This is a genomic window from Pseudomonas sp. GM84 (assembly GCF_000282535.1).
Classification (GTDB): domain Bacteria; phylum Pseudomonadota; class Gammaproteobacteria; order Pseudomonadales; family Pseudomonadaceae; genus Aquipseudomonas.
On sequence record NZ_AKJC01000012.1, the window covers coordinates 1 to 17425 of the forward strand.

At 66.1% G+C, this 17425-nt stretch carries 16 protein-coding genes and 2 pseudogenes; 6 read left to right on the forward strand and 12 right to left on the reverse strand.

The genetic code is table 11. The annotated features are described in order from the left end of the window. Positions 1–89 (forward strand): annotated as a pseudogene (locus PMI38_RS26965) (GNAT family N-acetyltransferase); the annotation flags it as partial. A gap of 3 nt (positions 90–92) precedes the next feature. On the opposite strand, the gene PMI38_RS01155 reads toward PMI38_RS26965, so the two are convergent. From PMI38_RS01155 to iacA, 7 genes are read right to left on the reverse strand one after another with little or no spacing between them, the layout of a single operon-like run. After that, entirely contained in the window at positions 93–590 is a 498-nt protein-coding gene (locus PMI38_RS01155) for a flavin reductase (protein WP_008089597.1), read from the reverse strand. Between the two features lie 11 nt (positions 591–601). Continuing rightward, positions 602–1561 (reverse strand): PDR/VanB family oxidoreductase, encoded by a 960-nt coding sequence (locus PMI38_RS01160; RefSeq protein ID WP_008089598.1) that lies wholly within the window; start codon positions 1559–1561, stop codon positions 602–604. Between the two features lie 20 nt (positions 1562–1581). Next, positions 1582–2322: an SDR family NAD(P)-dependent oxidoreductase gene (locus tag PMI38_RS01165; protein ID WP_008089599.1), complete on the reverse strand. Its 741-nt coding sequence runs from the start codon at positions 2320–2322 to the stop codon at positions 1582–1584. A 10-nt stretch (positions 2323–2332) separates the two neighbouring features. Continuing rightward, entirely contained in the window at positions 2333–2809 is a 477-nt protein-coding gene (locus tag PMI38_RS01170) for an aromatic-ring-hydroxylating dioxygenase subunit beta (protein ID WP_008089600.1), read from the reverse strand. Between the two features lie 14 nt (positions 2810–2823). Then, positions 2824–4098: an aromatic ring-hydroxylating oxygenase subunit alpha gene (locus PMI38_RS01175; protein WP_008089601.1), complete on the reverse strand. Its 1275-nt coding sequence runs from the start codon at positions 4096–4098 to the stop codon at positions 2824–2826. A gap of 17 nt (positions 4099–4115) precedes the next feature. After that, complete coding sequence (locus PMI38_RS01180) at positions 4116–4478, reverse strand: hypothetical protein (protein WP_008089604.1); 363 nt, start codon at positions 4476–4478, stop codon at positions 4116–4118. Between the two features lie 17 nt (positions 4479–4495). After that, positions 4496–5665, reverse strand: coding sequence for an indole-3-acetate monooxygenase (iacA, locus tag PMI38_RS01185; RefSeq protein ID WP_008089606.1), 1170 nt, complete (start codon positions 5663–5665; stop codon positions 4496–4498). 481 nt (positions 5666–6146) lie between these two features. On the opposite strand from iacA, the gene PMI38_RS01190 reads away from it, so the two are divergent. From PMI38_RS01190 to PMI38_RS27805, 5 genes and pseudogenes are all read left to right on the forward strand, one after another. Then, positions 6147–7064, forward strand: coding sequence for a LysR family transcriptional regulator (locus PMI38_RS01190; RefSeq protein WP_008089608.1), 918 nt, complete (start codon positions 6147–6149; stop codon positions 7062–7064). 236 nt (positions 7065–7300) lie between these two features. Beyond that, the gene (locus tag PMI38_RS01195) at positions 7301–8545 is read left to right on the forward strand and encodes an OprD family outer membrane porin (protein WP_008089609.1); all 1245 of its coding nucleotides are present in this window, start codon (positions 7301–7303) and stop codon (positions 8543–8545) included. Between the two features lie 81 nt (positions 8546–8626). Further along, positions 8627–9253: an NIPSNAP family protein gene (locus PMI38_RS01200; protein ID WP_008089611.1), complete on the forward strand. Its 627-nt coding sequence runs from the start codon at positions 8627–8629 to the stop codon at positions 9251–9253. A 1254-nt stretch (positions 9254–10507) separates the two neighbouring features. Continuing rightward, positions 10508–10663, forward strand: a pseudogene (locus PMI38_RS27800) (HAMP domain-containing protein); the annotation flags it as partial. Positions 10664–10795: 132 nt separating this feature from the next. Beyond that, a complete protein-coding gene (locus PMI38_RS27805) occupies positions 10796–11521 on the forward strand; it encodes a methyl-accepting chemotaxis protein (RefSeq protein ID WP_400642070.1) in 726 nt (241 codons plus the stop codon). Here the strand turns inward: PMI38_RS27805 and PMI38_RS01210 are convergent. From PMI38_RS01210 to catA, 5 genes are all read right to left on the reverse strand, one after another. Next, positions 11483–12493 (reverse strand): 3-hydroxybutyryl-CoA dehydrogenase, encoded by a 1011-nt coding sequence (locus tag PMI38_RS01210; RefSeq protein ID WP_008089616.1) that lies wholly within the window; start codon positions 12491–12493, stop codon positions 11483–11485. The genes PMI38_RS27805 and PMI38_RS01210 overlap by 39 nt on opposite strands. Continuing rightward, entirely contained in the window at positions 12490–13590 is a 1101-nt protein-coding gene (locus PMI38_RS01215; RefSeq protein ID WP_008089618.1) for an NAD/NADP-dependent octopine/nopaline dehydrogenase family protein, read from the reverse strand. The genes PMI38_RS01210 and PMI38_RS01215 overlap by 4 nt, the downstream gene beginning before the upstream one ends. 98 nt (positions 13591–13688) lie before the next feature. Beyond that, entirely contained in the window at positions 13689–14669 is a 981-nt protein-coding gene (locus PMI38_RS01220; protein ID WP_238540149.1) for a helix-turn-helix transcriptional regulator, read from the reverse strand. After that, positions 14632–15990: a spinster family MFS transporter gene (locus tag PMI38_RS01225; protein ID WP_008089622.1), complete on the reverse strand. Its 1359-nt coding sequence runs from the start codon at positions 15988–15990 to the stop codon at positions 14632–14634. Before PMI38_RS01225 ends, PMI38_RS01220 begins: the two co-directional genes overlap by 38 nt. Positions 15991–16378: 388 nt before the next feature. After that, a complete protein-coding gene (gene catA, locus PMI38_RS01230) occupies positions 16379–17314 on the reverse strand; it encodes a catechol 1,2-dioxygenase (protein ID WP_008089624.1) in 936 nt (311 codons plus the stop codon). Between the last annotated feature and the right edge of the window lie 111 nt (positions 17315–17425).

Below are 17425 nucleotides of genomic sequence, written 5' to 3' on the forward strand. Positions count from 1 at the left end.
TGGCGGACGAGCCGGTGGTGGAGAAACCACCGCTGCTGATCGGCCGCAAGAACATCGAGGCGCGGGTCTCGCGGCGGCGCGGGCGCTAGCCGTCAGCAGGCCTTCGAGGCCTCGCACACCCGGTGATAGGCGCGGTTGAAATACACCAGCCCATCATCGGCGCCACCCTGGCGGATTTGCTCGATCTCGCAGTAGAAGATGCTGTGCGAGCCCACTTCATGCACCTGGGCAATCCGGCAGTCGAAGTTCACCAGCGCTTCCTGCATCACTGGCGCACCGCTTTCCAGCACGGTCCAGTGGGTGGAGGCGAAGCGCTCTTCCATGCTCAGCTGGCGGTTGGCGAAGACCCCCGACAGCTCCTGATGCGTGCCGGCCAGCACGTTCACGCACAGCGCGCCGTTGGCCTTGAACTGCTCGTTGGAGTACGACGAGCGATTCATGCACACCAGCAAGGTCGGCGGTGCATCGGTGACGCTGCACACCGCCGAGGCGGTGAAGCCGAAGCGTCCAGCAGGGCCATCGGTGGTGATCACCGACACGGCGCCACCGAGCATTGCCATTGCGTTGCGAAATTGGGTTACGTCAACCATGGTCATGCTCCTCAGATATCCAGCACCAGCTTGTTGGACTTGGCCCGCGAGCAGCACACCAGGATCTGGTCGTTCGCGGCTTTCTCTTCATCGGTCAGGTACACGTCGCGGTGGTCCGGCTCGCCTTCGAGCACCTCGCACATGCAGGTGCCGCACACCCCCTGCTCGCAAGAGATGTCGATCTTGATGCCGACCTGGGCCAGGGCGTCGAGAATGCTCTGGCCCTCGGCGACCTGCACGGTCTTGTTGCTGCGCGCGGCGACCACCTCGAAGCTGGCGCCACTGGCATCGACCTCGACCTGGAAGTACTCCTTGTGGATGTGGTCCTCGGCGTACCCCTGCTGGCGCGCGCCGGAGATCACCCAATCCATGAAGCCCGACGGGCCACAGGTATACAGGTGAGTGCCGGTCGAACCCGCACCGAGCACGGCCTGCAGATCCAGGCGCTGGGCGGCGTCTTCGTCGTCGAAGTGGGTGACCACCCGATCGGCGAATGGCGCACTGGCCAGGGCTTCGAGGAACGCGCTGCGGCTGCGCGAGCGGCCGCAGTAGTGCAATTCGAAATCAGCGCCCTGCTGGTACAGGGCGTGGGCCATGGCGATCATCGGCGTGATGCCGATGCCGCCACCCAGCAGGATCGAGCGGCGCGCATCGGCCGCCAGCGGAAACAGGTTGCGCGGTGTGCTGATCTGCACCTCGCGCCCCTCCACCAGTGCCTCATGCACGCCCACCGAGCCGCCACGGGAGTCCGGGTCCTTGAGCACACCCAGGCGATACACCGAGGCATCCGCCGGGTCGCTGCACAGCGAATACTGACGCACCAGGCCGGGGGCCACGTGGATGTCCACGTGCGCGCCCGCCTCGAAGGCCGGCAGCGCGGCGCCATCGGCCAGCGCCAGGTCGAGGACGACCACGTCGGCCCCTTGGATCTCGCGCTTGCGCACGACGACATTCAACAATTGTTCATTCATGACCGGTGTCCTGTAGTGATTCATCGCATGAACAGGCCGCCGTTCACGTCCCAGGTCGCCCCGGTGGTGAAGTAGGCCTCGGGCCGCGCCAGCTGCACGATCAGGTCGCCCAGGAAATCCGCATCGCCCAGGCGCTGCACCGGGATGTTCGCCAGCAGCCCCTGCAGGCGTTCGGCCGGCACGGCCGCATGCACCGCGGGCGAGTCGATCGGGCCCGGGGCGATGGCGTTGACGGTGACGCCGCGGGCGGCGAATTCCTTGGCGAAGATCTTGGTCAGGGTGACGATCGCGCCCTTGCTCGCCGCATAGTGCGCGCCGGTGGCAGTGCCGCCGTTCTGCCCGGCCAGCGAGGCCAGGTTGATGATCCGCCCGTAGCCGACCTCGGCCATGTGCGCGCCCAGTACCTGGCAGCCGAGGAACACGCTGCGCAGGTTCAGGCCGACCACGGCGTCGAACTCTTCCGGGCTGATCTGCATCAGCGGCGTGGTCTTGGTCACCGCCGCGTTGTTGACCACCACGTGCAGGGCACCGAAGTGCTCCAGCACCTGGGCCAGGGCTTGCTCGAAATCGCCTTTGCTGGCGACATCGAGCTTGACCGCCAGGGCACGTCCGCCCTGCCCTTGCAGCTGCTCGGCAGTGGCCTGGGCCAGGCCCAGGTCACGGTCCGAGACCACCACGTCGAAACCTGCGGCGAGCAGCCGGGCGCAGAAGCGCTGGCCCAGCCCCTGCCCGGCCCCGGTTACCAATGCGACTTGGTTCATGGCCGGGTCCTCACAGGATGTAGCCGATACCGGCAAGGGTATCGTCGCTGTTGATCAGGCTGATCACCTTGCGCTCGATCTTGAAACCGCCCTCGGCACGCACCAGGGTGTAGGTCAGGTCGGCGCTGTAGTGCTTGAGGCTTTCCTTGCGGAACTCGCGGATGTTCTGCGCGGCGCGCACGGTGACGTTCACCCCGTCATCGCCCAGCACGCGGATGCGCGAAATGCTGCGCACGGTGCGCGGCTGCGGGCTGGTGGAAATCGATTCGCCGCCGATCAGCCGCTGCACGCGCAGGCGGCGCATGTGGTGGTCGTCGTAGGCATAGTTCAAGGTGTTCTCGAAGTCGGTTTCCTTGGGGTTGATCGGGATGATGTAGGTCCCTTTCGCGGTCCACAGGTCCTGCCAGGCTTCGTACTCACCGTGGTCGAGCATGTCGCCTTCCTGCCAGATGAAGGCGGTGACTTCTTGCAGCAATTGCAAATTCATGGGGTTCTCCACACTCAGGCCGACATCATCTTTTTCCACTGCTGGTACGCCGCGCGCATGCCGGTTTCGGCACTCACGTCAGAGACCAGGCCATCTTCGCTTGGGCGTTCGCCCGGCAAGCCGCGGTTGAGCATGATCCACAGGTTCTCGCCGGCATTGGCGCCCTTCTGCACGCGCTCCCAGGCCTCGGAATCGTCCGGGGTGCCGAAGCCCATCGGGCCCTGGAAGTGCTCGTGCAGGCGCAGGCGGTAGCGGTTGGCCGCGGCCGGGCCGCCGTCCATGGTGATCACCGAGTGGTGGATCTCGGTCTCGGTGACCGAGATCGGCTGCAGCACGCGGAAGAACGCCATCGAGCAGGCGACGTTGGGGAACAGGTTGAGGTTGAAGCCCGACCCGCCCACCGCACGCACGATGCGGCGCACCTGCGGCTCGTCGATGCCTTCGTCACGCAGCTCGGCGGCCAGCGACTCGAAGCGCTCGGGGATCGGCTTGTCGAGGTCGGCTTCCAGGTCGACCAGCTCGGGGATCATCACCATCACGCTGTGGCCGTTGCCCAGGTCCTCGACGTAGCCAGGGCCTTTGACGAAGTCGAACAGCTCCAGGGTCTGTTCGTCCACGGACGACAGGAAGCTCTTGTGCACCAGCGGGAAGTGGTAGGCGTCGGTGGTGTTTTCCAGCTGGATCTTCCAGTTGCCGGGGAAGCGGAAACGGTGCTCGCCCGGCACCTTGATGCCGTAGCCCGCGCCTTGCTTCATGAACAGGTCCATCCACTTCTTGGCCGCGCCCAGGAAGTCTTCCAGCGGCTCGATGTCGTCCTTGAAGGTGGCGAAGATCATGCCGGCATAGCTTTCGGTGCGCAGGCTGACCAGCGGCAGCTCGGCCTTGTCCAGGCAGTCGCCGTAGCTTTCCGGGTGCGGCACGCCGCGCAGCGAACCGTCGAGGGCATAGCCCCAGCCGTGGTACGGGCAGACGAAGCTGTTGGTCTTGCCTTTCTTGTGCTCGCACACCGTGGCGCCCCGGTGGCGGCAGCGGTTGAGCAGGACATTGACGGCCTTCTTGCGGTCGCGCACGACGATCACCGGCTGCTTGCCGATGTAGGTGGTCTTGTAGCTGCCGGCCTCGGGGATTTCGCTCTCGTGGGCGACCCAGATCCAGGTGCTGTGGAAAATCTTTTCCAGCTCGGCGTCGAACAGCGCCGGGTCGGTGTACAGCGAGGTGTGGACGCGGTCGGGCTGCACCAGCTCGGCGGGGTCTACGCTCAGGTTGACGGCGGGAATCAGGTTAGTCACGGAAACACTCCTCCACTTCAGGTGCGCTGGATGATCAGTTCGCGGCCGACACGGGCCTCGACCTTGGCGTAGCGCCACAGCTTGTACGGGCCGTCGCCCACGGCGGTGGTGCGGAACAGGTTGCAGGCGGCGTGCACGGTCTGGATGTCCGGTACGTCGGCCAGCAGGTAGGTGGTCCAGGGGAAGCCGTCGGACGGGCCGACCATGCTCTGGTCGTCGTCCATGTTGCCCAGCACGTCGACGCCGGCCAGGTCGTGGATGCCGTTCCACATCGCGCTGAAGGCGGCCCACACCTGCAGTTGCTCTTCACGCGGTGCATCGAAGAAGTTCTGGTTGATGCCCATGCAGAACAGCACGCGCAAGGCTTTCTTATCGCTCATGACAAATATCCCGAGAGTTACAGGTAGCCCGGAAGAGGCTGTTTACCGAAGAACATCGCCCCGGCGTTCTGGTAGGTGACGTCGCCCATGAAGGCGTGCTGGGTGACCACTTGCGCATCGTTGACGCAACGGGCCAGCGGGCTTTCGTTGTAGATGCCGGTCATGCCCGAGAGCAGCTGCGCGCTGCGCGCCACTTCTGCGGCCACCCGCGCGGCATGGGTCGAGGACAGGCGCAGCAGGTTGGTCGCCTCCATCGGCACCGGGTCGCCGGCCAGCACGTGCTGCCAGGCGCGGTCGATGGATTCGTAGAAGAACGCACGGGCCGAGCGCAGCGCGGCCTCGGCCTTGGCCACATCGACCTGGGCCAGCGGCCGGTCGGCCAAGGCCGGGGCGCCGGTCACCGAGATGCGCCCGCTGGCCATGCCCGACAGTTCGTCCAGGGCGGCGCGGGCGATCCCAAGGCCGACCACCGAAAGCACCTGGGTGGCGAACGACAGCGACGGGTAGCGGAAGAACGGCTCGTCCAGGTTCGGCTTGCCGCCGCGCACGAAGGTCCACTGCTCGCCCACCACCACATCCTCGACCAGCAGGTCGTGGCTGCCGGTGCCGAGCAGGCCGACGGTGTCCCAGGTTTCTTCGATGCGTGCCTGGCTGCGCGGCATCACGGCCAGGCGCGGCAGGTCGAGCTTGTCGCCATTGCGCGGGGCGATGCCGACGCCGACGATGTCGGCGCCCATGGAGCCGCTGGAGTACTTCCAGCGGCCATTGACCTTGAAGCCACCGGCAACGATTTCGGCAGGCTGCGGCGGGAAGATGCCCCCGGCGAACACCGTGTCGGGGCTGTTGCCGTAGATCTCGGCGATGGTTTCCAGCGGCAGGGCCGCCAGGTACACCGGGCTCATGCCGAAACTGGCCACCCAGCCGGCGGAGCCGTCGGCGTGGGAAATGCGTTCGATCATCTCGCAGAACGCGCCCGGCGAGCATTCGAGCCCACCGAAACGCTTCGGCACCAGGGCGCGGTAGACGCCGTGGGCCTTGAACGCATCGATCACGTCGCGGGAAATATGGCGTTGGCGATCGAACTCACCCTGACGGGCACGATCACGAACACCGTCAAGCAGAGCCTCGAAGGCAGGGCCACTGGCAAGCGCCGACTCGGGCGCGGCACGCAGGCAAAGCGAATCCATGGACATTCTCCGTCTCAGGCGCGGTTTTCTTGTTGAGGCTGGTGTCGGTAGACAGGAGGTGAAATGGCAAGGCGAGCCACAGGGAAGCGGCAGCCATGCAGGGGGGCAAAGGCGGGTTCGTGCGGCATGTTCTGTCTCTCTTGTTTTAGGTGCCGGTGACAAATATTTGCGGTCATTTACGTGAATTGTCAATTGAATTTTCACGCTTAAATTTGCGATTTTTTCTGCCACCCAAAGCCAATGCACTCCCGCAAATACGGTTATCTATCTGATTTTTAATGTTTTTTATGGGAAATCCGAAGCCAGCCATGAAGCTAAAAAAACTAACGACAATCGACGCTATGCCGAAAAATTTTTAATACACTTTTCACATGATTTCGGAGAGAAAAAAGCTGGTGTAGCATGGCCGGGCATGGAGCCTACAAACACAATCAATCCAGCCCCCGCCAGCGCCTGGCGTGGGTCCACCGAGGTCCAGGTCATGCCTGTCCGCCCTATCGAACTGCAGGATCACCGCCTGCGTTACCTGCACCTGAGCCACGACAAAGGCTCCATGCGCGCCGCCGCCGAAGCCCTGGGCGTCGCCACCTCGTCGGTCAGCCGGCAGATCGCCCGGCTCGAAGCAGAACTGGGCATCGAACTGGTGCGCCCCGGCACCCATCGCATCAGCCTGACCACGGCCGGCGAAGCCGCCGTGGACTACTACGTCGAGCGCCTGCGCCAGCACACCCGCCTGATCAGCCGCCTGGATGAACTGCGCACCCAGCAGCAGGCCTCGACGGTGATTGCCATCGGCGAAGGATTGCTCGGCGCGCGGGTGATCAATGGCCTGCAGGGGTTTCTCCAGGCCCATGGTGCGCACAAGACCGAAATCATCAGCGCACCGTCGCAGGAAGTGCAGCGCATGGTGATGGCCGACCAGGCCCACCTGGGCGTGGTCTTCGCGCCCAGCCAGACGGCCTGCCTGAGCCGGCTGTTCAGCCTGGCGCAACCGCTGCGCCTGATCGTGCACCGCGACAGCCGCCTGGCCGAACGCAGCCTGGTCAGCCTGCAGGACATCGCCCGCGAATCGCTGGTGCTGCCCGGCGCCAACTTCCGTGTCCGCGAGCTGCTGGACGCGGCCTGCAAGGCGCAGGGGCTGAGCATCGAACCGACCCTGACCTCCAACTCGCTGGCGGTGATCCTCGATTTCGTCCGTTCGGGCCTGGGCGCGACCTTGCTGGCCGAGCTGCCGCTCATCGACGAGATCAAGGGCGGCACGTTCAAGGCGCTGGCCATCGACTGCGCGCAGATGAACGCCACCGATATCCAGATCGTCACCCGTCGCGGTCGCACCCTGGACGAGGTGAGCCGGGCGCTGGCGACCGAAATGGCCAAGGCGATGCGCAGGGTGCTGTGACCTGCGCTGAAGTGACTGGCACTGCCCCCGACTCGGGTCGTTGCGCAAAACGCAACGACATTGACCGCCCCTGTCATTGAGCCCCCCTGCCCCGCCCATTAGCGTTGCTGCCTGTAGCGCAAACCCAAAACAACAAAAACAAACGTGACAGACAAGCGGGCACGCGACCTGACGCCCTCCTGCCCGTGGCTCGACTGCCCGGTACTTGTCCTGATCACCTGTCCAGGAATACCCCCATGGAACTCGGATGGCCCTTGCCTGCGAAATCGTTGTGCCTGTGTGTCGCTTGCGCCCTCCCCCAGGCCGGTCTGGCCGACGTGGTCGATGACAGCCACCTCTCGCTGAACATCAAGAACCTCTACCTGAACCGCAACTTCACCCAGGACAATGCGCCGGTGTCGAAGGTCGGCAACTGGTCCCAGGGCTTCGACCTGCAGTTCGAATCCGGCTACACCGACACCCCGCTGGCGCTCGGCTTCGACCTCGACGGGCAGTACGCCGTGCGCCTGGATTCCACGGGCAACGATGGCTCGCTGCCCTTCAGCCGCCACAGCCAGCAGACCTCCGAGGAGTACAGCCGTGGCGGTGCGACGCTCAAACTCAAGTACGCCAAGAGCGTGGTGAAGATCGGCGACCAGCGGCCGTTCTACCCGGTCGCCTCCAACGACCCGAGCCGTCAGCTCGACACGATCTACCAAGGCGCGGTGATCGAATCGCGCGACATCGACAAGCTGACCCTGGTAGGCGGACGCTTCTGGTCGATCGTCACCCGCGAGTCGTCCAACCACGAGCGCCTCTACCGCTTCGGCACCCCCGACAGCCAGGACAGCGATGGCCTCGACTTCGCCGGCGCCACCTACGCGGTGACGCCCGACCTGCAGGGCAGCTACTTCCACGGCGTGCTCAACGACATCTACAAGCAGGACTACGCCGGCATCAAGCACACCCTGCGCTTCGCCGACGGCTACCAGCTGAAGACTGACGTCGGCTACTTCAACAACCAGGAAGACGGCGCCGCGCGCAGCGGACCGGTGGACAACCGCGCCTACTTCGGCCTGGTGAGCGTGGAAAAGAGCGGCCACACGGTCGGCGTCGTCTACCAGCGCATGACCGGCGACACCGTATTCCCGACCCTGAACGGCTTCGTGCCGCAGCTGTGGCTGCCGAACTGGGGCAGCATCCCGTTCATCCGTCCGGACGAGCGCAGCTGGTCGTTGCGCTACGGCTACAACTTCGCCGCCCTGGGCATCCCCGGGCTCAAGCTGTTCACCCGCTACACCAAGGGCACCGATGTCGACCGCGGCCGCGGCCTGGACCGGGACGAGGAAAGCGAGCGCGACATCATGTTCAGCTACGTGGTGCAAAGCGGCCCGCTCAAGGACCTGGCCTTCGACCTGAAGAACATGCACACCACGCAGAAGTACGGCAGCGACTACGACGAGTACCGCTTCATCACCTCCTACACCTGGAAGTTCTGGTAAGCAGCCGTCACCGTTTTTGCCCGGGCCTTTCCGTGCGGGGAGGGTTCGGGTTTTTTATTGCACCCCAAGGAACCCGTGTTGATGTCTGATCTTTACGAACTGCTCCGTTTCACCCTGCGCGTACGCACACCGGCCCAGGCCCTGCCGCTGCTCCAGGCGGCGCTGCAGGAAGCGGGCCCAGGCGTCGAGTTGATCGGCTGCTGGCTCTCGGAAATCGGCCAGCAGAACACCATTGCCGTACTGCGTCGTTTCACCGATGCCCACGCCCAGGCCACCGAACGTCAGCGCGTGCTGCTCAGCAGCGATGCGTTCGGTATTGGCCAGTTCATCCTCGAGCAACACATGGACGACTACCGGCTGTTCCCCTTCCTGGAACCCTTGGCCCCCGGCAAGCACGGCCCGTTCTACGAGCTGCGCGAATACGACCTGGTGACCTCGGGCCTGGCGCCGACCCTGGCCGGCTGGCGCAAAGCCGTCGGCCCGCGCACCGGGGATGACTACTCCCAGGTCTATGCCGCGTTCTACGCCACCAGTGGCCGTCTGCCGCGCTACCTGCACATCTGGCCTTACGCCAGCCTGGAGCAGCGCCTCGATGTGCGCACCCGGGCAGTGCGCGACGGGGTATGGCCGCCGGAGAATTCGGCGCCGCAGCTGGAGACGATGCAGTCCACGGTCTACCTGCCAGCGCCCTTCTCCCCGCTCCGCTGATACCGCCATTGCCCAGGCGTGCCAACCTCTTGTCGCTGCCTGCCAATCGGCCCTGCGCCCATACCGCTGGCGGCGATGGCCCGGTAGCCTGCCGCGAGCCCACCTCGCGTCGCGGAAACCAACGACATGACCAACGCTTTGAGCATTCACAACAAGATCACCTTGCTCGCCAGCCTGTGCCTGGCCACCGTTGTCGTACTCCTCACCGCATTGGCCCTGGCCCAGCGCCAGGCCAGCGAGGACCAGGTCAAGCACAGCGCCAGCGACATGTTGCTGGCCGCGTCGAGGAACAACTTGCGCGCCGAAGGCCAGGCCCAAGCGCTGCAGATCCAGCAGGGCTTCGAGCGTGCCTACGGCTTCGCCGAAGGCGTGGGCCGCCAAGTCATGCACCTGCGCCAACGCGACGCCAGCGGGCAGGTGCCTGCGGCCGATCTGCGCCGCGACCTCACCCAGGTGCTACGCCAGGCCCTGGCCGGGCGGCCGGAGTTGCTGGGGCTGTTCATCACCTTCGACCGCAATGCCCTGGACGGCCGCGATGCCGACTTCCTCGGCCAGCTTGAACTGGGCAGCAACGATCAGGGGCGTTTCGCCTTGTACTGGCTGCAATCGGCCCCCGGCCAGCTGCAGGCCGTGCCGGGTGACGAACAGCTGCTGGCCGACACCTTGCCCGGCCCCAGCGGTGCGCCGTTCAATGCGTTCTTCAGTTGCTCGCGCGAAGCCGCCAAGCCCTGCCTGCTGGAACCCTATGTCGACAGCTCCAGCGGCACCGCGCGGCTGGTCACCAGCCTGACCCTGCCGCTGCTCGACCAGGGCCGGGTGGTCGCGGTGATTGGCCTGGACATCGACCTGGGTACGCTGCAGCACGATGCCGAAGCCGCCAGCGCTGCGCTGTACGAGGGCCAGGGCGATATCGCCATCGTCAGCTCGGCCGGCCTGCTGGCGGGCGACAGCCGCCACCCCGAGCGCCTCGGCACTCTGCTCAAGGCACGTCACCCCGAACAGGCGACCGCAATGCTCGACGCCACCCGCGCGGGCCTTGGGCAAACCTTCGAGGACGCCGATTCCATGCGCATGCTGGTACCCATCCAGCCGCTGCCCGACGCCACCCCCTGGGCTGTGCTGGTCAGCGTGCCCAAGGCCGTGCTCGGCGCCCCGGTAGCCGCCCTGCAAGCGCAGATGCGTGACCAGCGCTTGCACAGCCTGGCGCTGCAGATCGGCTTGGGCCTGAGCATCGCGGTGCTCGGCGTGCTGATGATGTGGCTGACGGCGCGCAGCGTCAGCCGGCCGCTGCTGCATGTGGCCCATGTGCTGGAGGACATCGCCGAAGGCGAAGGCGACCTGACCCGCCGGCTGGCCTACCCAGGTCGCGATGAACTGGGACGCCTGAGCCGCGCCTTCGACCGTTTTCTCGAGCACCTGCAACCGGTGGTCGCCCAGGTTCAGGCCGGTGTGCGCGATACCCGTGACACCGCCGACCAGTCCGCGCGCATCGCCAGCCAGACCAACGCCGGCATGCAGCAGCAATTGCGCGAGATCGAGCAGATGGCGGCCGCCTTGCAGCAGATGTCCGCCACCGCCCAGGCCGCTGCCCACAGCGCTGCCCAGGCGGCCGAGGCGGCGCGGCATGCCGACCAGGCCACCGGCGATGGCATGCAGGTGATCGAGGACGCCAGCCTCGGCATCCAGGCCCTGGCCCAGGACATGAGCGACGGCATGCAACGCCTGCATGCCCTGGCCAGCAGCGGCGAGCAGATCGGCACGGTGATGGCGGTAATCCTGTCGATCGCCCGGCAGACCAACCTGCTGGCCCTCAACGCCGCCATCGAGGCGGCGCGCGCCGGCGAAGCCGGCCGCGGCTTCGCCGTGGTCGCCGACGAGGTGCGCGGCCTGGCCCAGCGCACCCAGGCCTCGGTCGAGGAGATCGGCGCGATCATCGACAGCTTGCGCAGCGGCACCCGCGAGGTGACCCGCGCCATGCAGCACAGCCACGAGCAAGCCCAAGCCAATGCCGAGCAGGCGCGCCAGGCCCAGCAGGCGCTGGCGCAGATTCGCCAGGCGGTCAGTGTGATCACCGACATGAACGTGCAGATCGCCTGCGCCGCCGAACAGCAGAGCAGCGTGGCCGAAGAGGTCAACCGCAACGTCGAAGCGGTGCGCGATGTCACCGCTTCGTTGTCTGGCCAGGCCGAGCGCTCGGCGGGCATCAGCCAGCAGTTGAACGACCTGGCGTCAGAGCAGCAAGGGCTGATCCAGCGCTTCAAGGCCTGAAGCGAAGCGTGGCGCCAGGCCAGCCTGGCGCACCCGCTGCATCAGCTCGGCCAGGCGCTCGTGGCGATAAGCCGGCACATCGACGTGCCGGTAATCGTAGAAACCCACGCCTTCGCGCAGCCCGTTGCGCCCGGCCGCCATGTTGTCCAGCACGGCCTGCGCCGCCTGGTAGCGCTCGCCCAGGTGCTGGCTGAGGTAGGCCGAGGCGTGGTGCAGGATATCGCCGCCCCCCCAGTCGATGAACTCCAGCAAGCCGAGCACCGAAAAGCGCAGGCCAAAACCGCTGCGCACCGCCAGGTCGATCTGCTCGGCACTGGCCACGCCCTCCTCGACCATGCGCGCGGCCTCGTTCATCACCAGCGCCTGCAACCTCGGCACGATGAAGCCGGGCGCGGCGTTGCACACCACCGCGACCTTGCCGATGCCCTGCAAGGTCGCCAACAGCTCAGCGACCACCGTGTCGCAGGTCTGCTCACTGCGCGAAACCTCCACCAAGGGCATCAGGTGCGCCGGGTTGAGCCAGTGCGCATTGAGCATGCGCTGCGGTGCCGAGACCATGTGCGCAAGCTCGGTGACCAGGAAGGTCGACGTGGTCGAGGCGATGATGCTGTCCGCCCCGACATGCCGGTCGATCCAGGCCAGTGCCTCGCGCTTGGCCGCCAGCACTTCGGGCACCGCCTCGAACACCAGCCGGCAGCCTGCCAGCGCGCGTGCGCCAGCGTCCGGCGCCAGCAGGCGAATACGTGCCAGCAACTGCTCGGCCTGTACGGTGCCGATCAGTTCCAGGGCAACCAGGCTGTCCGCCTGGGCCCTGAGATTGCGTTCTATCGCCTGGAAATAATCGGCTTGGGCGGCGCGCTCCTTGAGGTCGATCAGGTCCACCCGCAGCCCGGCCTGGGCGAAGGCCAGGGCAATGCCCTCGCCCATGCGTCCGGCACCGACCACGGCAATGTGGCGCAGTGGCTCGCTCATGCCGCCACCCCGTCCTGCAGCACGGCGGCCATCTGCGCCCGGTCCAGCGCAGCCAGCCCGAGGTTTTCCAGGGTCCGTCCTTCGCCGTACAAGTCACGCCCGGTGACGGCCGAGGCCAGCGCCAGCAGGCCTTCGGCCACGGGCGTCGGCACACCGGCCCAACGGCCGACGGAGACCAGCAGCGACAGGCCCAGGCGCGTGTCTTCGAGCATGTAGCGGTGCTGCTGCAGGTCGATCTTCTCGCGCCAGTCGCCGCTGTCGGTGAGTTTGCCGTGGGCGCCACGGCCGTACATCCACTCCTCGCCCTGGTCGGTGTTGTAGTGGTCGGCCAGCGGGAAGTGCGGCGCGGGGTAGCCCAATGCTTCACGCACGCGCATGCGCTCGGCATCGAGCTGGCTGGTGACGCGGCGGACCGCTGGCTGGGTGCCTTCGTTGTGGATGTCCCAGGAGGGGAAGTGCTCCAAGGGCCCGGCGTTCATCAGGATCAGCGGCGGGTGGATGACCGGGCCTGCGTTCATCAGCGCGCCGCTCAACGCATCCTCGATCGGCTCGACGCTCGGATAGGCTTCGCGCAGCACGGCGAACGCATGCGCCGCCAGGCGGCTGGGCAACACGCCGGTCGGCAGGCGCGTGGCGTAGGCGCTGATCACCAGCTGGTCGGGGCCGTGCTTGCGCACCAGGTAAGGCAAGGTGCCGGTTTCGGCGAACGCCACCTCGGCCCGGTTGCCACAGTCGCGCATGGCCTTGGCGAACAGGTAGCTGCCGAAGGTGCCCGGCGGCAGAAACACCACCTGGCCATCGCGCAGCAACGGCGCCACTTCGGCGGCCAGTGCCTCATGGGTGGTGGCGGGCAGCGGTATGACCACCAGCTGCGCACCTTCCAGCGCCTGTGACAGGTCGCCGACCAGTTGCAGGCGTTCGTCGAGGGGCACCTGCCGGGTGCCGCGATAGTCGCGCACGGTCAGGCTGCCGATGGCCTGCAGCGCCTGCAGGGCCTTGCTGTCACGGCGCCAGAGACGGGTGGCGTGGCAGCGTTCGGCCATCTCCACGGCTGCCGCGTAGCAGCCGTGGCCGCCACCCAGGATAGTCACTTGCATAGGGGGTAACTCCGCGTGTTGAGGTAGGCCGATGCTAGCCAACGCGGCATTTGCCGACGCTTCCGATCACGCAGGCAGGCTACCGATTGCGCAGATTCTCAGCGTTTGAGCGTGTCGGACGGCCGGCAACCGAAGCGTTGCCAGTACTGGCGGGTGAAGTGCGCGGGGCTGTTGATGCCGCAGCGCAGCAACACCTCGGTCACGCTGCCCTCGCCTTGCTGCAGCGCCTGGTGCACGGCCAGCAGGCGCCGGTCGCGGATGTACTCCAGCGGTGTCTGGCCGAGGAACTGGCGAAAGCCATTCTGCAGGGTGCGCACCGAGACGCCGCTGAGCGCGCACAGGGTCGACAACGCCAGCGGCTGGTCCAGGTGCGCCTCGATGTGGTCGCGCGCCCGGCGCACGTGGCTGGGCAGCGGCGTGCTCGCGGCCTGGCAGAGTGCGTCCGAGTAGTTGTGTGGCAACTGGGTCAGCAGCAGTTGCACCAGATGATCCGCAAGCCCCTGGCGCAGCGGTGCAAGGCTCAGGTCCAGCGCCAGCAAGCGGCACAGGTAGTCCATGGCAGCCCCCAGTGCATGCACGCCGGGGTGCGTCGCCGCCAGCGGCACATCGAACGCCAGTGGCTGGCGCAACGTGCGCCCTAGCAGGTTTTGCAGATGCACCTCCAGCGTCTCGCGCGGCAGGCTGAGCACTGCATTGCGACAGGCGCCCCCGGTGACGATGCGGCTGCTGGCGAAGGGCGAGCTGACACTCAGCCCGCCCGCCGCGACCGCTGCCTGATGGCGCCCCTGGGTCACCTCGCACTGCCCCTGCAAGGTGGTGCGAAACAGGTAGTGCGCGCCGCTACCCTCGAGGCTGACCTCCACCGGCGCGTCATAATCGAGTTCCAGCAACCAGGCCCCGGCAAACGCCACGCCGCTGACCTGCAGGCGCGGCGGCGTGTCGTTGAGCACCCGCAGCCGATGGGGGCAGAGATAGCGGGCCAGCTGCACCTGCATCTCGCCCACATCCCGGGAATCGAGCAGCGGGAAGCGCTCCAGCATCTCAAGCCTCGGCGGGGTGTTCGCGTTGCAGGCTGGCACGGAAGCACTTGCAGCCCTTGGCCAACAGCACGATGGCCAGCAGCGACGCCACGCAACTGACGATCGACATCGACGAGCCGACCGCTGCCGGTGCGCCGAAGTAGCGGTCGGTGATCAACGCCACCAGGGTCGTGCCCAGGCCCAGGCCCAGCAGGTTGCTGATCAGCAGGAACACCGCCGAGACCTGCGCCCGCACCTGGTTCGGCGAGAGGATCTGCATGGCCGCGGTGGAGGCCGGCATCGGGAACGAGGCGAAGAACATCGCCGGCACCAGCAAGGTGACCGACAGCCACAGCGGCTCGACCTGCGAATACAGCACCGCCGGCACGATCATGCCTACGGCGCCGATCACCCCGGTGCGCATGGCCGCATCACGGTAGCCGCGCTTGGCCAGGTGATCGGTCAGCCAGCCGCCGAACACCACGCCGGTGGTGTTGGCCAGCAACAGGATGGTGCCGAGCATGAAACCGGCCTCTTGCGGGCTCATTCCGTACTTGCGGATATACAGCGCAGGCGTCCAGCTCATCATGCAGAACAGGGCCATGGCGTAGAACGAGAAGCCCAGGTAGTGGCAGCCGAAGGTCGCCCGATGGCGGCCAATGAAGCGCAGGCCATCGGTGAGCTTCACCTTGCGCACCTGGCCGTCGGCATCGAGCTGGGCGCCCTTGCGCTGGGGGTTGCGCACCGTCAGCCAGATCAGCAGGCCGACGATCACTCCCGGCAGGCCGACGATGAAGAACGCCAGTTGCCAGGCTTTCATGGCACCGAGCACGGCCACTTCGATGGTTTGCGCATCCTTGAGCAAAGTGATCACGTAGCCGCCGACCAGGAAGGCGATGCCGCCACCGACGAACGAGCCGATCGAATAGATGCCCACGGCCCGGCCGAGTTTTTCCTTGGGGAACATGTCGCTGAACATCGAGTAGGCCGAGGGCGACAGGGCTGCCTCGCCGACACCGACGCCGATGCGGGCCAGGAACATCTGCAGGAAGTTCTTGCTCAGGCCGCAGGCGGCGGTGGCGAAGCTCCAGAAAATCACCCCGACGGCGATGATGCGTGGCCGGGAGAAACGGTCGGCCAGGTAGGCGATGGGCATGCCCATGAAGGCATAGAACAGCGAGAAGGCCAGGCCGTGCAGCAGGCTGAACTGGGTGTCGCTGAGCTGCAGGTCGGCTTTGATCGGCTCGATCATCAGGGCCAGGATCTGCCGGTCAACGAAGGAAAAGATGTAGGCCACCATGCACAGGGTGACCACGTACCACTCGTAGAGGTAACGCTTGTTCTGCTGCTTGAGGGGTTGCTCTTGGGTGAGGTTCGTCATGCTCGGGCTCCTGACTGGATAGCCTGGGCGAGCGAATGCTGGACGGGGTTACGCATGACCAAGGACCTTTTATTGTTATTGGAATGGTGTATGGCGGTGGAGCTGGCTGGCTTTGTGGGAATGAGCTTGTAGGAACCGGGTTCTGTGGGGGCAGAGTTCTGTGGGAGAGAGTTACTGTGGGAGCAGAGTTACTGTGGGAGCGGGCTTGTCCCGCGAACCAGGGCGAAGCCCTGGCCATACTCTTCCATTGCCTGGGCCGGCCCCTTCGCGGGACAAGCCCGCTCCCACAGTGTTCAGCTCCTACAGTGTTCAGTTCCTACAGTGCTCGGTTGCCACAGTGCTCAGTTCCTACAGTGCTCAGTTCCCACAGAGTTCAGGTCCCTGAAACTCAGCCGTCTTGCAGCGCACGCGGGCGGTGGCTGCGTGCTTCGGCCTCAGGTGCCTTGGCCGCCTGCAGGTGGAAGTCGAACGCCAACTCGGCAAAACGCTCGCCCTGCACACCCCGGTCATGCGCCGCCGCGGCATCCTCGACAAAGCGCAGCTCGCCGACCAACCCATCACGGGTGGCATAGGCAAAGTCGTCCCACAGGTACTTGTCACCCTCGAAGTTGATCTGGGTGGTCAGGTGGCGATGCCCCGGCGCCGAGATGAAGAAGTGCACATGCGCCGGGCGCTGGCCGTGGCGGCCGAGCAGGTTCAGGCATTCCTGGGTCGGCCCCTGCGGATCGCAGCCATAACCCGACGGCACGATGGAGCGCGCACGGTAGCGGCCCTCGGCATCGGTGACGATGCGTCGGCGCAGGTTGTATTCGGACTGGGTCGAGTCGAAGTACGAGTAGGTGCCTTGGGTATTGGCGTGCCACAGGTCGACGGTGGCACCGGCCAGCGGCTGGCCATCGGCATCGAACACCTGGCCTTGCAGGAACATCACCACGCCCGGGTCGCGGCCGTCGTCCATGCGCGCCTCACCTTCGGACAGAGGTGCGCCGGCCACGTACAACGGGCCTTCGATGGTGCGCGGGGTGCCGCCGCCAAGGCCGGCTTCGGCGTCCTTGGCATCCTGCAGCAGGTCGAGGAAGTGCTCGATGCCCAGGCCCGCAGCCACCAGGCCCGCTTCGTTGCGCCCGCCCAGGCGGTTGAGGTAGTCGACCGCGTGCCAGAACTCGTCCTCGCTGACCTCCAGGTCTTCGATCAGGCGTGCCGTGTCCTGCAGCACGCGCAGGATGATCTGTTTGAAGCGCGGGTTGCCTTCGGCATTGCCAAGGCCGGCCACTTGCTCGAAGAAAGCCTGGATTTCGGGGGTGTGGGAAATCTTCACGGTCATGTTGCTCACCTCGTATTGTTCTTGTCAGGTAGTCGCGGTGTCAGGGCGGTTCAGCGGTCGTCGGCGTGGATCGACGAAGGGTGACGGCACAGGCCGTCGACCTCGATGTCC